Here is an 18,700-nt window from a genome sequence, read left to right on the forward strand (position 1 = left end):
CATTGAATTGAGGTAAAAATTAAGTTAAAAATCGCTAAAAAATAAATATCCTATGATAGGAGTATTGCCTTTGCTAATGAAGTTGCCTTTTAGCAGAAGCGCATTGTCTATCATAGGATATAGCCCTAAATAAAATAAGTACAAATATTATAATACGCTACTGGTATAAGTTTTCCTTGCTTGCTGTGCGCTTCGCACTCCAGAGGCTGTGCAAAATTTATACCAGTAGCGCTATGTTTATTTTATAGATAATAGAGACGTAGGCAGTTTTACGTCGTGGCTATTAGGCTTTAATCGACCAAGGTAACATCTCACCAGCCATTAATGGCGTTAACGACGAACCATCAAAGTAAGGATAGTCGGTTGGTACTTGCATCGGCGTATTTATCAAAGTAATGGTGCTCTCGTGTACCGGTAAGCCATAGAATTGAGCGCCAAAGCGGCTCGCAAACCCTTCTAACTTGTCTATTTTACCGACACTATCAAAAGCGGTGGCGTATAGCGGTAGTGCAGTAGCGGCGCTATAACAACCCGCACAACCGCAAGCAGATTCTTTCGCGTCCGTTGCATGAGGCGCAGAGTCTGTGCCTAAAAAGAATTTTGGATTGCCACTAGTGGCGACATCTAACAATACTTTTTGATGGCTTTCACGCTTCAAAATAGGCAAGCAATAAAAATGCGGCTTAATCCCACCGACCAATAAATGATTGCGGTTAAACATCAAATGCTGCGGCGTAATCGTAGCAGCAACTTGGTTGCCTTGTTCTAAGACAAAGTCAGCGGCATCACTGGTGGTTATATGTTCTAGTACAATCTTCATAGTCGGAAATTTGACGATGATTTGCGCCAACACTTCATCTAAAAAGCGCTTTTCACGGTCGAAAATATCGACATGGTCGTGAGTCACTTCACCATGGAGTAGTAAAGGTAGATTGTATTTTTCTAAGGCTTCAAAGATATCGACGCGGGCATTGATATCGGTGACGCCATCAGTAGAGTTGGTCGTTGCACCCGCTGGGTAAAGCTTGACCGCTTGGACGATACCTGATTTTGCTGCCATTTCGATATCTTGTGCGGTGGTATGGTCGGTGAGATACAAGGTCATGCGTGGGTCAAACGCCGCTTTACGCTCAGCACTTAAATCACTTGCTTCTAGCTGCTGAATGATACGCGCACGGTAAGCATGAGCATCATCGATATTTTTAACTGGTGGCACAAGGTTTGGCATACAGATAACGCGGTTAAAGCTTTGGGCGGCATGAGCAACGGTGGTTGCTAACGCTTTATCATCGCGCAAATGAATATGCCAATCATCTGGCTGCAGGATGGTTAATTCTCTAATCGAATCGGTCATGGTGTCATCGCGCTCTATATTGTCATATACGGGAGTGAAGGGGCAGTCTTGCTGTGCTGCTATCATAACAGATTTGCCTACTTGACTAAATATGCGGCGAAATATCTGTACATAAATGATAAGCGATTTTTATCTGATTAACTTTAGCTAGAGTTTTAAGAGTGTCGTTAGAAATGAGGGTTGATTAAGTTGTCTGCTATTTTAAATAAGTCTATTTCTAGAATTAACCCCAAATATAAGGGAAAACCCAGTGGCTGATAGCCGTGCCACTTTTGCCGTTAGTAAATATGATGTACACTGAGTAGGCAATCTGTCTTTTATTGATTTCATCCCCTCATTCGCATTTTACGTCCCATTAAATGTATTCGACAATAAATTCTTATATTAGGAGTTCTTCATGGCTCAGCTTGATCCAAAAACTATTAATAAAATCGTCTTGGCATATTCGGGTGGTCTTGACACCTCAATTATCGCCAGATGGCTACAAGAAACCTATGATGCAGAAGTGATTACTTTCACCGCTGACATTGGTCAAGGTGAAGAAGTTGAGCCGGCGCGCGCCAAAGCTGAAGCGATGGGCATCAAACATATCCATATCGAAGACTTACGCGAAGAGTTTGCTCGTGACTATGTGTTCCCAATGTTCCGCGCCAATGCTATCTATGAAGGCGAGTATTTGTTAGGTACTTCTATCGCGCGTCCATTAATCGCTAAGCGCTTGGTTGAAATTGCTAAAGAACATAATGCCGATGCCATCAGTCATGGTGCGACCGGTAAAGGTAATGACCAAGTACGTTTTGAGCTTGGTGCCGTTGCCTTATCTCCTGATGTAGTCACAATTGCGCCATGGCGTGAGTGGGATTTATCGAGCCGTGAAAGCTTGATGGACTATGCTAAAGAACATAATATTGCCATCGACTATGCCGGCAATAAGACCAAATCTCCGTATTCAATGGACGCCAACTTACTGCATATCTCTTATGAAGGGGGTATCTTAGAAGACCCATACGCCGAAGCAGAAGATGATATGTGGCGCTGGTCAGTCAGCCCAGAAGAAGCACCTGATGAAGCGCAATATCTAGAACTAGAGTATGAAAAAGGCGACATCGTTGCTATTGATGGTGAAAAGCTAAAGCCTTTCGAGATTATGATTAAATTGAATGAAATTGGTGGCAAGCATGGTATTGGTCGTTTAGATATCGTTGAAAACCGTTATGTTGGTATGAAGTCACGCGGCTGCTACGAGACCCCAGCTGGTACTATTATGCTGAAAGCACATCGCGGTATCGAATCATTAACGCTTGACCGTGAAGCGGCGCATCTAAAAGATGAACTGATGCCACGTTACGCAAAAATTATCTATAACGGCTATTGGTTTAGCCCTGAGCGTATGATGCTACAAGCGTTGATTGATAAATCACAAGAATATGTCAATGGTACGGTACGCGTAAAATTATACAAAGGAAACGTAAGCGTTGTTGGTCGTAAATCAGATGATTCATTGTTTGATGAAAAAATTGCAACTTTTGAAGATGATGCGGGCGCCTATGATCAAAAAGACGCCGAAGGCTTCATTCGTTTAAATGGTCTACGTTTGGCGATTGAAGCCAGCCGTGGTCGTGATTTATCGAAGTAAGCAGGTCTTGCTAGATAAAGCATGAATAAAAACATATAAGTAGAAAAGGTGCTATTAAGATAGCGCCTTTTTTTTGGGTCTTTTTTTGCAGGTTGGTTCGACTATTTTTTGATGCTTAAGAAGTTATGTACTAATTTCTGTCACTTATTATTGAGCCGCTTTTGTTTCTTCAGCATCATCTTCATCATCGTTTACCATAACAATGGCCACATCTTGCTGTTGGCGCTCTTTCATCAGGTCTTGTTCTATCACCTCTTTTGTCGCCAGTAACATACCGTCAGATTTCTGGCTTTGATATTTGAGAGCGGCTAGTCCACCGAGCACCCCGATAACAACAATAATAATCAGGATAACGGGATTTTTCCAGAGAGGTATAGGTGCGTCGTATTCAATGGGTTTTTCACTGGTGGTAGTCGGCGTATTGTCGTTATTGCTACCGATTAGACCTAAGCTGACCAAAGGGGGTTTTGGTGCGCTGGCAGGCTCGGAGGTGATGCGTAGGCGGTTACGCTGTAAGTATATTTCTGAAATTTTAGCCAGTTGCAGCAGCCAGCGTTGGTGCGGCAAGCTGATGGCGCTCATTTCTGCAAACATGAGCAAGTCATTATGTTTGCCTTGTTGGGCATTCGTAGAGGAGCGCCCGATGACTTTTAAATAATTACCGGTCGCCAGTTGCATGTCTTGCACAGGCTGTTGATTTTCAGGCTTGAATGTTGTCAACTCATGCCAGTAAGGATTGAAAGCTGGCGGGTTATCAGCGAGTTGCTCTATACTCAATAACGAACGTTCTGTGTTAGGACTGTTTTCGGATTCGGCTGCTGCTTTTGTTTTTACTGCCAATTCTGAATTGACCTCTGCTGCAATCAGACCGTTATCTTCATTAACCTCATTCAATTTAACAGAGACAGACGCTGGCTCATTGATGGCAAAGCGAGTAGCTGATAAAAACTGTGGCTGTAGAGAAAACCATTTATCTATCTCGTCGTTATCAAGTTGGCTATATTCGGCTAAAATGGCCAGCTCACGTAAGACAATCACGCATAAACAGGTGAAGAGTATCTGCACTTGCTGCGTCGTCGCGTCAATCTGCTCAGCAATGTAATCACTGGCTTTAACCACACGGGCATTATCATAAAATATCGCATCCGAGGCTTCATGACGATGATATAACGTCGCATTAATGGTGGAAAAATTCATTGAGTTATATTGGCGTAGCTCTTTGACAGCGCCGCGACCAAACAGCTTTTTGCTCACGGCTTGCCCATCATTGTGCTGCTGATAAGCAAGCAAGGCACTGACAATGGCCTGCAAACTTGCATCCATCGCCAATCTTGCTTGCGGTAATGAAAGCTTGGCCGCATCTGCCAATAATGACACCATCGGCTTAGTATCTTGATAAAGAAAATCATACATCGACACACGTGTCGGTGAAATAGTCGTCATAATCTGCTAGCATCAAAAAGTGTGCCCCTATATTACGGTGCCAAAAGCCTTGATACAATCCCTTAATAATAGAAAAATTTAATCAACTTACTTATCATGCGGTCAACAATGACATCCATTAGATGAATGACCGCCGGAAGACTTCTATGACAAATAACGAAAGCTTTAATGAAAAATTTAACGCAAGTTCTAATGCGCATTTAGTGATTAATATTGCTCAGCAAACGCTAACGCTTTACCAACACGATAAAGAATTGACTCAATATACGGTTTCTACGGCTAAAAATGGCATAGGCAGTCAGCAAGATAGCGGTTGTACGCCCCTTGGCAAACATTTTATCGCCGAAAAAATTGGCGCAAATGAACCTATGAATGCGGTATTTATTGGACGTGTTCCTACAGGCGAGATATATAGTGCAGAGCTTGGTAAACAACATTCTGAGCGCGATTGGATATTAAGCCGTATTCTATGGTTAAGTGGTCTGGAAGAGGGGCTTAATAAGGGCAGTAATAGCCAAGGTGATTGTGATACCTATCAGCGTTATATTTATATTCATGGTACGCCAGATACTGAGCCGATGGGCGTGCCACTCTCGCATGGCTGTATACGTATGCGCAATGAAGATATTGTTGAGCTATTTGAGCACGTGCAAGAGGGCACATCGGTGACGATTATCGCTAATTAACTACTATTTATTAACGATTACGTGGTAAATTATTTTCTTGAATTTTAAGTTAAACAGAATAACTTTATAGAGTGATTGATAAAATAAACTTTATAGAGTCTAGACGTTATTTAGTATATTGATATAATAACTTCCTTGTTCATAATTAACGTGTTATGCCAAGCATGGCTCGTTTAATCTACATTTTATTATAATTACAAGGATAATGATGATGTCTAAAGAAAGCCTAGTGACGTTACAACAAGCCTTTGATGAGCGCCGTTCAATATATGCATTGGGCAACGAGCTACTAATAGCGCCACAAGCGATTGTAAATATGGCAGAGCGGGTTTTATTACATACTCCTTCTTCTTTTAATTCACAATCTTCGCGCTTGGTCGTCTTGTTTGGTGTAGAGCACCAGAAATTGTGGGACATCGCTGAAGAAAAACTGCGTGAAGCAGTCGGTGATGGCGACTTTTCTGGCAGCAAGCAAAAGCTGGATGGCTTCCGTGCCGCCGCTGGTACCGTGCTATTTTATGAAGATAAAAATGTGACCAAATCACTGCAACAACAGTTTGCGCTATACGCTGACAAATTCCCAGTTTGGGCACAGCAAACCTCAGCCATGCACCAGTATGCCATGTGGACAGAGCTACGTACTTTGAATGTTGGCGCCAACCTACAGCACTATAATCCGCTTGTTGATGAAGATGTGGCTAAGGCTTTTTCTATCCCAGATAGCTGGGAATTGGTGGCGCAAATGCCGTTTGGTAATATTGTTGAGCCTGCTGGCAAGAAAACTTATCAGCCAGTCAATGAGCGTATGAAAGTGTTGGGTTTATAAAAGCGCTAAGCTGATAAAAGAGCTAGACCTAGAAAACCAATATCAATCTTCGATATTTAATTGGCTGAGTTAAAGCGTTAATTTTTTAATATAGTTTAGTTGACTTATCCAATCGGGAAAAGCCCTTTAAAAAACGCACCACAAAAAAAGACAGCCCATATAAAATGCGCTGTCTTTTTTTGTTCTAAGCTTATTTTTTTTAAAGCATTGTTTATTCTAAGTTTTATTGACGCTGTTATAAGTATTTTACCAAAAAATAGAACTGTTTATCACTTTAGTCAAGCGATTTTTGCTGCGCTTATGGTCTCTAGTTATCATGGATGTAAACCAGCCAGCGCCATATAAGGCATTGATATCAGTCTCTGATTTCAACTGATAGCGCTGTTGATATGTTAGATGATTGCGATATTGATTCAAGGCTGTTTGCGCTTTGACCACACGTTTTAGCCAGCGTTTGGTTTTCTTTTTTGACTTTTTCTTATCTAATAATGGCGCGGCGAATTCACTGATATAAAGTAAGGTTGTTAACTGGTGATTAAGCTCATGAATGGCTTGCTCTTCATTGTTATCATCTATATCAATGTTTTCTATATCGTCATTTTCTACATCAACGTTTTTTGAATGGATGCTTCCTGAGTCAATATCTTTTGAACCAACACTTTTTAAATCGTCATTTATTAAGTCATTATTTTCTCCATTGATACTATCAAAGTCAGCATCCTTTTTACTCTGTAACGTTTGCGCTGTTTTGCCAAGCTTTGCATACTGTTTGGATAGCGTTTTTGCGAGCTTATCAATGACGGGTTTATCAGCTTGCGGTTCAAGGCTTGGGTCACTCATGGTGAAAGCAATCAGCTCAAGCAAGATCAGCTGAAAATCATTGGCGCTGACAGCATCCTTTGGGATCATCTTTAGCGCATCAATGTCTACTGTCCAATCGACGATAGGTGCGCCTTGCTGTTGTAAGTCAGGCTCTATGCGCGAGGCGAGATAGGTAAGTTCTCGGTACTCACTCAATAACGCCGCTGTTTGTTTTAATATTGGTAGCCAGTCTGGATTGATCTCGTCAGAATAGCTGGCAAATACTTGTAGAGCAGCTTGCAAGCGGGCAGTGCCGATATACAATTGCAGGATATGGTCATTGTCGTCGCTGCCAGCCACGATAGCACTGCTATTTGGTAGTATTTGCAACAGACAGTTATGCACGGCTGCACGTATAAAAGCAGGCATGCTGCTGTTTTTGTTGACAGTCAGTTGGTTGAGGTCAGCGCCAACCGCTGGGCTATGATTTTGCTCAGTGATTAGCAGACCACCGCGCTCAGCTTTGGTAACCGTAGATAGGCAAAGTTTATAGCGCTTACACCAGGTTTTGGCGGTTGTAAATAAAAAATCTATATCGCCTGATATCAGCTCAAACTCAATTTCTTGAATAGGGGTGCGATAGGTTTCATCATTACCGTGAATAATTTCTCCATAATCGTATGCCATCTCAATATGGTTATTCGATTCATCGTCACTATCGTCTACCAGCAATCGGGTGGTGCGCTCTACATCGGTCACATATAGCCGTATGAGTTTTTTGGCCAATTTCTTTAGCTTAAATTTAGCCAGAGCAGGAGCGACAGAGGTGTTTTTATAAATGCTTAAATCAGGCATGAGCGTATTACTCTCGAGCATCGCCTGTACCTGCTTATTATCCAGTACTGCATTGTGTTCTAAACGTGCCGCAATACCGTCGCCGCCTGCTTTGATAGTCTGTACCCAAGCATCGCCTTCTTGACGAATACGTAAGCCAATACCTGCCTGTGCAAGCTGTTGGTCAGGGGTGTCGTAATAATGGGCAGCCAGTTGCGTCACCTCGGAAGATTTGATTTGTGCTTGGCGCAGCAAACCCTTTAATCGTGATTCTGGTACCAAAAACTTTAGCTCTATCTCTTGCATGATGGCTCCCGATTATTTTAGTAAATATAATTGATTACCATCGTATGAAAGCTACCGGTGAATAACAAGTAAAACTTTCGTTTTGGTTGGCTCAAATTATAGGAGCATTGATTAGAATAGCGGTTAATGAAACGATTGCTTAAATAGTACTGTTATCGCAGTAGATGGGGTTATGTATAGCGCATAAAAAAGCCGCCCTACGATGTAGGGCGGCTTTTCTTATAGCTTTTACTTATAAAATGTACTTATAAACTAATCGGTGATTAGAACTGGTTCATCGTGTTCTTACCGCCGCCAGCTTTAAGGGCGTTTTCACCAGAGAAGATCTCTTTATGATCATCGCCAAGGTCAGAACCGGCCATTGCTTGGTGCTTAACACAAGCAATGCCTTCACGGATTTCTTTACGTTGTACACCAGCTGCATAAGCAAGCATACCGTCATCACCGAAGTAGCCTTTAGCAAGTTCATGAACGCTAAGTGCAGTAGTGTGATAAGTAGGTAGCGTGATTAAGTGATGGAATACACCTGCTTCACGTGATGCATCACGTTGGAAGTTTCTAGCTGCTTCGTCAGCTGCGGTATCAAGTTCAGTACCATCGTAATCAGCACTCATCAAGTCATCTTTATTGTATGCAGAGATGTCTTTGCCTTCTTCTTCCCACTGAGCGATAACTTGCTTACGGAAGTTAAGCGTCCAGTTGAATGATGGGCTGTTGTTGTATACAAGCTTCGCTTTAGGCTGTTGCTCTTTGATACGGTCAACCATCATTTTGATGTGTTCTACATCTGGCGTTGGTGTTTCGATCCATAGTAGATCAGCACCGTTTTCTAGAGCAGTGACACAGTCAAGTACAACGCGGTCGATGTTCGTTTCTTCACGGAACTGGTATAGACCGTTTGGCAAGCGAACTGGACGTACTAGTTTGCCGTTGTGCTTAAGCAAGCTGTCGTTCTCTTTTGCGTTTTCTAAAGTCACTTCTTCCATTTCGATGAAGTCGATGTATTTAGAAGCAAGGTCGCCTGGCTCATTTGATACTGGGATTTTTTGCGTTAGTGATGCGCCTTCAGAGTCAGTACGAGCAACGATAATACCGTCTTCAACACCTAGCTCTAGGAATGCATAACGAATAGCATTTAGTTTAGAGATGAAGTCTTCATGCGGAACCGTTACTTTACCCGCTTGGTGGCCACATTGTTTAGCGTCAGATACTTGGTTTTCAACCTGAATAGCACAAGCACCCGCTTCGATCATTTGCTTGGTTAGCAAGTAAGTCGCTTCTTCGTTACCGAAACCTGCATCGATGTCAGCAATGATTGGCACAACGTGTGAATCAAAGTTTTCAATTTTTTCTAGGATAGCTGAAGTGTCTTGACCGGCTTCTTCTGCAGCGTTTAGCTCACGGAAGTAGTCGTTTAATACTTTAGCATCTGCTTGACGTAAGAAAGTGTAGATTTCTTCGATTAGCTTAGGTACAGAGGTTTTTTCATGCATAGATTGGTCAGGAAGAGGACCAAACTCAGAACGAAGGGCTGCAACCATCCAACCTGATAGGTAGATATAAGTTTTAGAAGTCGTACCAAAGTATTTTTTCTTAGCGTACATAGTTTGCTGGGCAACAAAACCATGCCATGCACCTAAAGACTGCGTGTACTGAGACGTATCATTGTCATAATCTTCCATATCTTGACGCATGATTTTTGCAGTATATTTGGCGATATCCAAACCGGTTTTAAAACGGTTTTGTGACATCATACGTGCCGCATCAGTCTCGCTAATGTTCTGCCAGTTACCGTGCTTTTGCTTTAATTCACGTACTAAATCGATCGCTGATTTATATGCAGTTGACATCTATAGTCTCCTTGGTGGGGTGTAAAAAACGAAAATTTAATTGTCACAACAATTAAAGATAGGGCAACTAACCTTGTATCTTGCTAAATGTATATCTTACTAACTTTGTATTTTACTAAAACCTAAACCGAATTCTTATTGTCACTTTATCAAGCTTTTATGACAGTGGGTATAGCGGTTTGCATGATATAGCCAATTTAATATCGCTCAAACTAGGTTGCCGCTTAATCATCCAGCCTTACTTACCCTAAACAAACCTGTCTATTAATACAAGGCGATTGCTGAACTCGTCAGTTAAAAACTACTGAGTTTAAAAAGAATGAGTAAAAAAGTTGTTGACGATCAAGTGATTGTATCTAGCTGATAGCGGTATTTATTAAAAATGTTATATGCTTAAAAGCTTCTATATAACGTTTAAGCAATTATGGGTCAGCGGTGTCATATTTGGTGATAAGAGGTGTTACAATAATCAATGCTGTCTATCTATAAGATAGGCGACGACACAATAATTTATGATGGTTCATTACCTATTTAATCGTATCTACTATTGGAACTTATTTTCAAAATACTTTTATTATTAAGCGTTTAGACTCATTATATTTAATGCTAAAAGCTTGTTTTTATAGTCTTAGCTGTATTTGGTCTACGGCAATCACTATAACTGCCTTACCAAAATTTATCTAGTTTATGATTATTATCTTGGGTATTTTATACGGTTATAGTGTAGATAAAACAATGGCTTATGGCGGTTAATTTGAGTTATAATATGAATACTTCAAGAGATTCTAGTAAAAAATATCGTTATATTATGCTGTTATAGTAGGTTTAGTTAAAATAACAGTGCGAAAAATACCAAGTTTGCTCAAGCTTATTGTGGTATTTATTCTAAGGTAAAGAGAAAAATATATGAATTTGCAGCGGGTTGATTTGAATTTATTGGTACATTTAGATGTGCTGCTTCGCGAAAAAAATGTGACACGTGCTGCTGAGCAGCTTGGCATTACCCAGCCTGCGATGAGTAATATTTTGCGACGTTTACGCAAACTGTTTAATGACCCATTATTGGTACGTTCATCAGAGGGTATGACGCCAACTGAGCGTGCGCTTGAGCTGCAACCACGCATTCGTGAGATACTGGCAGATTTGACGCAAGTGCTTGAGCCGCGTACCGAGTTTCGCCCTTATAGCACCTCCCGCGTTTTCCGTATTATGACTTCAGACTACGCTGAGGCGACTTTGGTGCCAAAACTGGTTAAAGCCCTTCGCTCTGAAGCGCCCAATGTCATTTTAGATTTCTTGACGCCATCTGACGTTTCATACAGAGATATGGAGCAGGGGCGGGTAGATTTGGCAATCAACCGCTTTAACGAGATTCCACAAAGCTTCCATCAAGTATTGGTATGGCGTGATACCTTCAGCTGCTTACTATCTTCTGAAAGTCCTTATGCTCATCGCTTCAACCTCAAAAATTATCTAAAAGCCCAGCATGTTTGGGTATCTAAAACCGGTATGGGTGTTGGCTTTGGGGTCAATCCAGAAAAATCTGGCGGACTTGGCTCTATCGATCAGGCGTTGCAACGCTTAGGTCAAAAACGTCAAATCAGTGTTTTTACCCGTCACTATCAAATGCCTGCCATGCTCGCGGCGAACAAGGATTTGGTTGCAACCTTGCCCACTCGGGTAGCAAAAATGCAGGCAAATAACGACAGTATCATCATGGAAGAGCCACCGTTCTTTATTCCTGAGTTTGAGCTGACCATGGCTTGGTCACCCTTATTGCAGCATCATCCAGCCCATCGCTGGTTGCGTCAGCTTATCATGCACGTTGCTCGCCAAATCGTCGATGATGAAGAGAATCCGCCGCAAGAGATACCGATTATTAATCACTTATTCTAATGCGCTAACAAGAAAATAGACAAATAAAAAAACCAGTTCATGTCTCATGTGCTGGTTTTTTTATTTGTCTATTTTCTTGGTGATTTAGTTTTTAAGCTTTACCTATCATTTAAGCTTATAAGGTCATTTAAGATTATAAGGTTTCAGATGAGCTTTATAAGACTGTCACATTATTAACATCATACTCACACTTCTTTATAACTTGTAAACCTATAGCCAATGCATTTTGTTATGCTAAATAGACGTTAAGAAAAAAGACAATTATAGCGGCCATTGTTAAGTGATTCGATAATATCGACTCATTTGTTGATAGATTGTTTTTTAACAATTGTGCCTCGCTGATTAAGTATTCATTAAATAATAATCAAATAAATAAGGATAATTATCATGGCAGATATTACCACTGTGAACCCGGCGACGGGTAAAGACATTAAAGACTACACTTATATGAGTAGCGATGAAGTCAATAAAATCATCGATGCCTCGCACAAAGCTTTTTCAGAATGGCGTTTGGTCAGTGCCGATGAGCGTGCCAAAGTAATCAACTCGATTGGCAATACGCTAATGAAGTATAAAGAAGAGCTCGCGAAGCTGATGACCGAGGAGCGCGGTAAGACTTTAGAGGCGAGCTTAGGCGAAGTAGATCTATGTAAAGCGATTTGTGATTTCACCGCTGCTGAAGGAGTTGCCGCTCTAGCGAATGATGAGCGCGATATCGAAGGTATCAAAAAAGGTTTAATCAGCTACAATCCTATCGGCATTATCTATGGTATCCAGCCATGGAACTTTCCCGCTTATCAAGTATTCCGCTATACCATTGCAAATCTAATGGCTGGTAATAGTATCCTGCTTAAGCACGCCTCAAACGTAACAGGTTCAGGGTTGTTGATTGAAAAAATCATGCATGAGTCTGATTTACCAAACGATTTGTTCCGTACACTCATCATTAATCATGATCAGTCAGAGCAAGTCATTGAGCACGAAAAAGTACGCGGTGTTACCTTAACCGGTAGTGATGTCGCCGGCCGAGTGGTAGCGCAGCAAGCGGCTAAAGTGCTGAAAAAGACCGTTATGGAGCTTGGTTCGAACGATGCCTTTATCGTATTAGAAGATGCGGACTTGGATTTAGCGGCTACTACTTGTGCTCATGCACGTTTATACAATAACGGTGAAACTTGTATCGCAGCTAAACGTTTTGTGGTCGTCGATAGTGTTTACGATAAATTCCGTGATCTGGTTATTGAGAAATTCAACAGCTACAAGGTTGGCGATCCAATGGAAGAATCGACTGACGTAGGTCCGATGTCAAGCAGCAAGCAGCGTGATGAGTTGCATAAGCAAGTGCAAGAAAGTGTTAGCAAAGGTGCGACCATTACTTTAGGCGGTGAAGTACCTGATAAGCCAGGTGCGTTTTATCCACCAACGATTTTGGAGAACATCAAACCAGATCAACCTGCTTATAAAGATGAGTTATTTGGTCCTGTTGCGGCGCTCATTCGTGCCAAAGACCAAGACGATGCTTTCAGAATTGCTAATGACAGCCGTTATGGACTGGGCGGTGCTATCTTTTCAAAAGACGAAGAGAAGGCGATTCATTTAGCCCAGCAGCATTTTGACACGGGTATGGTTTATATCAATGGTTATAACTTAGTCAATCCAGGATTGCCATTTGGTGGTGTTAAAGACTCAGGTTATGGTCGTGAGCATGGTGGCTTTGGTATCAAAGAGTTTGTCAATATCAAAGCTGTGCACGTGGTTGGTAAAAAGCCTGTTTAATTATTAGAATGTTTTGGCCTTCTAATTTTAAATGCCTCGTTATTAAATAACGAGGTATTTTTTTTGCTATAAATTACCGATCATTTCAGCACATAAAAAAAGCAGAACCATAACTGGTTCTGCTTTTTATAAAATATAGCTCTATATTTAAAGCTTTAGTGCCTAATTATTTATCCATAGCTTTAAAGGTAAAGCGGGTAAATAAGATAATTCAGTATCATTATTTGGATTACTTAAGTTAATAATACCGTTAGCAATCAGTAGTATCGTCCATGGTAGCAGTTGATGTTCACCTTTTTGTACGCGTGCTTGTAGGCTATCAGCAGTATCTCTTTGATTGACTTCAAGCAACGCTTGGGTCAAAACAGCACCGGCATCAAGCTCAGCGGTGACCAGATGAATACTACAGCCATGATGGCGTTCACCGGCTTGTATGGCACGCTGATGGGTATTAAGACCCTTATAAGCAGGCAATAGAGCAGGATGCAGATTAATCATCGGCGCAGGGGCGTTATCGATAAATTCGCCACTTAGCACCCGCATAAATCCTGCTAAGACAATCAAATCAGGCTGCCAAGCGCTTAGTTGCGCGCTGGCATGGGCTTCAAAGGTTTTGATGCCCATGCGTTTGCCGCTCGCAACATGAGATAAGACGGCAACGGGAATAGATGCGTCATTGGCACGTGTGATGGCATAAGCGTCTTCACGGTTACTGATGACACCTACTATTTCAATCGGTAACGCTCCAGCTTGCATGGCATTAATCAATACTTGCAGGTTGCTACCACTACCAGATACTAAAACAGCGACGCGTAAAGGCTTAGCTGATTGTTTTGCAATACTTTTTAAATTGTCGTCTGACATTAACGGTACACCACGGCGTCCGCTTCACGCTTGACCATTTCACCTAATTTCCATGCCTTTTCACCAGCATCGGTCAAGGTTTGAATAGCAGCATCTGCTTTATCTTTAGGGACAACGATGACAAAACCAACGCCGCAGTTAAAGGTACGGTACATCTCGCTTTGCTCGATATTACCTTGGGTTTGTAGCCAAGTAAATAGTTCTGAGAACTTCCAGCTGTTGGTATCAATGCTAGCCGCCAAGTTATCCGGTAGTACGCGTGGCAGGTTATCTGTTAAACCGCCACCAGTAATATGTGACATGGCATGTAAGGCTGAGCTACCAAGGGTGTCTTGTAGCGCTTTAATCGCTTTAACATAAATGCGAGTAGGAGCCATCAGTGCGTCTTGAATAGGCTGACCGTCTAATTGCTCGTTGCTAGTAGTAATATCAACGCCGCTCACTTCTATGACTTTACGTACCAATGAATAACCGTTTGAATGCGCGCCACTTGAGGCAAGGGCAATCAATACATCGCCTTCTGCCACGTTTTCACCAGTGATAACTTCCGCTTCTTCGACTACGCCGACGCAGAATCCCGCTAGGTCATAATCATCATCTTGATACATGCCAGGCATCTCAGCCGTTTCGCCACCGATAAGTGCGCAATTTGATAATTTACAGCCTTCACCAATGCCAGTGACAACAGTAGCAGCAACATCGACATCAAGCTTGCCTGTCGCATAATAATCTAAGAAGAATAATGGCTCAGCACCGCAAACCAATAAATCGTTTACGCACATAGCAACCAAGTCGATACCGATAGTGTCATGACGGTTTAATTGTAATGCCAGTTTAAGCTTGGTGCCGACACCATCAGTACCCGAAACCAATAACGGTGAGGTGTAACCAGTCGGAATACGACAAAGCGCCCCAAAACCGCCAAGTCCGCCCACAACCTCAGGACGAGAGGTGGCTTTTGCCACTGATTTAATACGCTGTACCAACGCATCGCCAGCATCAATATCAACGCCAGCATCTTTGTAGCTTAAAGAAGGCTTGTTACTCATGGTCATCTCACAAATTTTATAGGGAATGAAGGTCTGTCAGTAGAAAAGCGGATCGGTCGTGTTAATTTCGCAGATAGTGCGCGCATTATACCCAAAAATGACCCTTGCCCGCAAAGCAACTTACCAATATTTGGCTGATATTTGAAGAAGACTGCTAATAAAGACTGTATCAGGCTCAATAAAAAATTAAGAAACAAAAAATGACTGCTTTTTTGTTGGACTCTGCGATAATAGAACGCCAAAGTCGTTGGCAAAACCTACGACAATGACGCTGCTAAATAACATAATAAATATAAAGTTGCTAACGACATAACTTGATTAAAAAACCATCATAAGCCAGCATTTTACATTGACTTAATCGTAGGGTTACCCTTAATGATAAACCAACCAATAGATCCCTTTTTCCGGCGCTTATTCATCGTCGTTGCGATTGTTGTGACCGTGTTTTTATTGTATTTGATGATGCCGGTTATCGTACCGTTTGTCGTTGCCTTTGTACTGGCTTATTTATTCAATCCGCTGGTCAAGCGTTTATCAAAATATATCAAGCGTTGGATGGCGATTATTATTGTTTATTCGACCATTACCCTTGGTATGGTGCTGCTGCTTTGGTGGCTAATACCAACCTTATGGCACCAACTGCAAGCGGCATGGGAATATCTCCCCAAAGTATTAAATTGGTATAACCAAGTTGTGCGTGAGTGGTTTGCCAATAATAGCCGCATTCGTCTGCCAGAACTAGAAGCTAAAGGTTTTTCTGAAACCTTGGTTGATTATATGCAAACCAATTACAAGTTTGCTGATGCCAGTACCATGATGAGTCAAATACTGGCCTCTAGTATGAATTTTATCAATAATGCTGGCTTGATTGTATTAGTGCCAATTTTAACCTTTTATTTCTTGTTTAATTGGGACAAGCGTTTACAGACGTGGCGGCTCGCTATTCCGGCGGCTTATAATGAAAAAGTCGTTCAGATTGCCAAAGAATGTGATCAGGCGCTGATGGCATTTATTAAGGGTCAGCTGTTGGTCATGGTACTACTGGGCGCGATTTATGCGATACAGTTGCAGCTTATCGGACTTGAGCTTGGCTTGATTATTGGTATGGTCGCTGGGGTTGCTAGCTTTGTTCCGTACTTGGGTTTTGGTATCGGTTTTATTTCCGCGATTATAGCCTGTCTGTTCCAGTTTGGCTTAGACTGGACTTATCTAGCGTTGATTGTTGGGGCATTTTTAGTAGGGCAAGCGGCAGAAGGTTATGTTTTGCAGCCACTATTATTAGGCGACAAGATAGGTCTGTCACCGTTATGGGTTATCTTTGCGGTATTGGCAGGGGCAAGTTTGCTGGGCTTTGTTGGTATGCTTATCGCGCTACCGGTGTCCGCTGTGCTTAATGTTTTATTCCGTCATCTGTATGCTTATTACCAATCGACTGACTTTTATAAAGGTCGTAAACAGTTGGCTTTATTTGAAGAAAAATAAATTTATAATAAATTAATCTTGTAGCGCTTTTTTCTGCTAGTTAAGTGTGAATTTTAGCACCTCATCAATCATTAATAGTTTATTGTAAAATGGATAAATAATGATTGATTGGGCTTAATGGGTAAAAGACTTGTCAGTCATTTTGCAAATATGTTATATATAGGCGCAGTATTAACGGTATTTGCCGTTACTAGGTTGGCTTTGATAAGTGTAAAAGTTAGCAAAGCCAGTTTACAGAATATTAGTCGTTTAGCCTTTTTAGTGATTGCGCTACGCAAACCGAGTTGATGATTCATGGCAGAAGCACAGCTAAGTCTCAATCTGGACATTAAGCATGATGCGAGTCTCAGCGACTTTGCCGGTCCGGGTTGGATGTCTATTATCGATGCAGTGCGGCAGCTCCATGTCGGCCTGATTGGTCAGCTGTACCTATTTGGCAGCCCAGAGACAGGCAAGTCGCACTTATTATCCGCCATTTGTGAGTCGTTTATTGAGATGGACAAATCGGCAATTTGTCTGTCATTGAATGAGCTGATTCATACCGATGTCAATGTTCTATCCTCTCTAGAGAATTTTTCCCTGATTGCGATTGATGATTTAGAGGTGCTTGAGCAAAGCAGTCAATGGCAAGAAGCATTGTTTCACCTGATTAATCGTAGCCGAGAAGGGCAGCGTCAGCTGATTTTTGCCTCTAACAAACCGGCGACCGAATTACCGTTTCAGCTAACAGACTTGCTTACCCGTTTGGCGCAATCGCCAAGCTTTAAAGTGCCGACTGGTCATGATTTGGCAGACCGTCAGGCATTGTTGCAATCTATCTTACGCCGGCGTGGTTGGCAGTTCGATGAGCGCATTATTGATTATTTGCTTACTGAAGGCCCGCATCGTATCGGCGCTATGATGGACGTACTGAACTATATTCAGCCGATGTTCTCCAATCTTGGCCGCAGTAATATATCTAAAGCGGTCATCAGTGATGCGCTGCGCACCATCGATGAGCAAACGCTTGCCGCCGAGCTTGCCGATATCGCCCAAGAAACGCAAGTAGATAATGATGTCGCCAATCAAGACCAACATACCATGCCGCTCGATTTTTAATATTTCATTTTTTAACAATCATAAACACGCCCTTTATACCGCCACCTTACTATCTCTGGAATAAATTATGAAACCAAACGCTTCTTTGCTAAAAAAACTGACTGTTGGCTCGTTACTAATGACTGCTGGCTCAGTATCGATGTTATCGCATGCTGCAGTGACCTTGCTTGTCGATGACCATATCAAAGTGACTGCGATTAATGGCCAAGAAATCCAGCAAAGCGCGTTTCAGCCATTGAAGAAGTCGTTTACCTTAGAGCCGGGTCAGCATGCGATTACCGCTAAATATGATCGTTTATACAATTTGCCGCGTGATGAGCACGATTATTTGCGCTCAGGTAATGTGAGTGTGACGGCAGAATTGAAAGACAATCAAACCTACCGTCTCACTATGCCAAATCAGCCAGAAAAATATGAAGCGGCAAGAGAGTATGCAAAGCGTCCGACATTAGCAGTGCAGCAGAATAACACTATCGTGGCAAGCCAGCAGAGTCTAGGCGGTAATCAAGGTGGTTTGTTGTCAGGTTTGGGTAAAACATTGGGCGGGGTATTTGGTGGCGCTGATGATGCCGAGCTACAAAACCAACGTGCAATAGCTGCTTTAGGTCAACCTACTGCCAGCACTGTAAATACAGGCGCAGTGACCACGATTTCGCAAACCACAAGCGCTGCGGCATCTACCAATACTTTAGATCAGTTTATGCAAATTTGGCTCCAAGCAACCCCAGCTGAGCGTGAGAAAATGCGTCAGTGGATTCAGAAGTAAAAAGTAATTAATTGGCAAATACAGCGCAAAAAA

The 18,700-nt window shown here is 42.0% G+C and carries 14 protein-coding genes; 8 read left to right on the plus strand and 6 right to left on the minus strand.

Annotated features, from left to right (window positions below; all coding sequences use genetic code 11):
* Positions 1–283: 283 nt before the first annotated feature.
* Positions 284–1,354, minus strand: coding sequence for a dihydroorotase (gene pyrC / locus JMW39_RS06295; protein ID WP_201544994.1), 1,071 nt, complete (start codon positions 1,352–1,354; stop codon positions 284–286).
* Positions 1,355–1,751: 397 nt separating this feature from the next.
* Between pyrC and JMW39_RS06300 the strand changes: the two genes are divergently transcribed.
* Positions 1,752–2,990: an argininosuccinate synthase gene (locus tag JMW39_RS06300; RefSeq protein ID WP_201544888.1), complete on the plus strand. Its 1,239-nt coding sequence runs from the start codon at positions 1,752–1,754 to the stop codon at positions 2,988–2,990.
* A gap of 147 nt (positions 2,991–3,137) precedes the next feature.
* On the opposite strand, the gene JMW39_RS06305 is transcribed toward JMW39_RS06300, so the two are convergent.
* On the minus strand, positions 3,138–4,433 hold the full coding sequence (locus JMW39_RS06305) for a hypothetical protein (protein ID WP_201544890.1): 1,296 nt from the start codon (positions 4,431–4,433) through the stop codon (positions 3,138–3,140).
* 146 nt (positions 4,434–4,579) lie between these two features.
* Between JMW39_RS06305 and JMW39_RS06310 the strand changes: the two genes are divergently transcribed.
* On the plus strand, positions 4,580–5,119 hold the full coding sequence (locus tag JMW39_RS06310; protein ID WP_201544892.1) for a L,D-transpeptidase: 540 nt from the start codon (positions 4,580–4,582) through the stop codon (positions 5,117–5,119).
* Between the two features lie 211 nt (positions 5,120–5,330).
* On the plus strand, positions 5,331–5,945 hold the full coding sequence (locus JMW39_RS06315; protein WP_413786216.1) for a nitroreductase family protein: 615 nt from the start codon (positions 5,331–5,333) through the stop codon (positions 5,943–5,945).
* A gap of 246 nt (positions 5,946–6,191) precedes the next feature.
* Here JMW39_RS06315 and JMW39_RS06320 read toward each other — a convergent pair whose 3' ends face one another.
* Together JMW39_RS06320 and JMW39_RS06325 are read right to left on the minus strand one after the other, a co-directional pair.
* Positions 6,192–7,886: a CYTH and CHAD domain-containing protein gene (locus JMW39_RS06320; RefSeq protein WP_201544896.1), complete on the minus strand. Its 1,695-nt coding sequence runs from the start codon at positions 7,884–7,886 to the stop codon at positions 6,192–6,194.
* A 263-nt stretch (positions 7,887–8,149) separates the two neighbouring features.
* Entirely contained in the window at positions 8,150–9,736 is a 1,587-nt protein-coding gene (locus JMW39_RS06325) for an isocitrate lyase (protein WP_201544899.1), read from the minus strand.
* 906 nt (positions 9,737–10,642) lie between these two features.
* Here JMW39_RS06325 and JMW39_RS06330 point away from each other — a divergent pair.
* Together JMW39_RS06330 and JMW39_RS06335 are read left to right on the plus strand one after the other, a co-directional pair.
* The gene (locus JMW39_RS06330) at positions 10,643–11,632 is read left to right on the plus strand and encodes a LysR family transcriptional regulator (protein ID WP_201544900.1); all 990 of its coding nucleotides are present in this window, start codon (positions 10,643–10,645) and stop codon (positions 11,630–11,632) included.
* 387 nt (positions 11,633–12,019) lie between these two features.
* On the plus strand, positions 12,020–13,408 hold the full coding sequence (locus JMW39_RS06335; protein ID WP_201544901.1) for an NAD-dependent succinate-semialdehyde dehydrogenase: 1,389 nt from the start codon (positions 12,020–12,022) through the stop codon (positions 13,406–13,408).
* Positions 13,409–13,570: 162 nt separating this feature from the next.
* On the opposite strand, the gene purN is transcribed toward JMW39_RS06335, so the two are convergent.
* Both purN and purM read right to left on the minus strand, forming a co-directional pair.
* Positions 13,571–14,272: a phosphoribosylglycinamide formyltransferase gene (gene purN, locus JMW39_RS06340; RefSeq protein WP_201544902.1), complete on the minus strand. Its 702-nt coding sequence runs from the start codon at positions 14,270–14,272 to the stop codon at positions 13,571–13,573.
* Positions 14,272–15,321 (minus strand): phosphoribosylformylglycinamidine cyclo-ligase, encoded by a 1,050-nt coding sequence (gene purM, locus JMW39_RS06345; protein ID WP_201544903.1) that lies wholly within the window; start codon positions 15,319–15,321, stop codon positions 14,272–14,274. Before purM ends, purN begins: the two co-directional genes overlap by 1 nt.
* Before the next feature lie 375 nt (positions 15,322–15,696).
* On the opposite strand from purM, the gene JMW39_RS06350 reads away from it, so the two are divergent.
* The 3 genes from JMW39_RS06350 to JMW39_RS06360 all read left to right on the plus strand — a co-directional run bounded on the left by JMW39_RS06350 (position 15,697) and on the right by JMW39_RS06360 (position 18,667).
* Entirely contained in the window at positions 15,697–16,803 is a 1,107-nt protein-coding gene (locus JMW39_RS06350) for an AI-2E family transporter (RefSeq protein WP_201544905.1), read from the plus strand.
* A gap of 294 nt (positions 16,804–17,097) precedes the next feature.
* On the plus strand, positions 17,098–17,901 hold the full coding sequence (hda, locus tag JMW39_RS06355) for a DnaA regulatory inactivator Hda (RefSeq protein ID WP_201544906.1): 804 nt from the start codon (positions 17,098–17,100) through the stop codon (positions 17,899–17,901).
* 67 nt (positions 17,902–17,968) lie between these two features.
* Positions 17,969–18,667: a DUF2057 family protein gene (locus tag JMW39_RS06360; protein WP_201544907.1), complete on the plus strand. Its 699-nt coding sequence runs from the start codon at positions 17,969–17,971 to the stop codon at positions 18,665–18,667.
* The last annotated feature ends 33 nt before the right edge of the window (positions 18,668–18,700 follow it).

This window comes from Psychrobacter immobilis, assembly GCF_904846175.1.
Classification (GTDB): domain Bacteria; phylum Pseudomonadota; class Gammaproteobacteria; order Pseudomonadales; family Moraxellaceae; genus Psychrobacter; species Psychrobacter immobilis_E.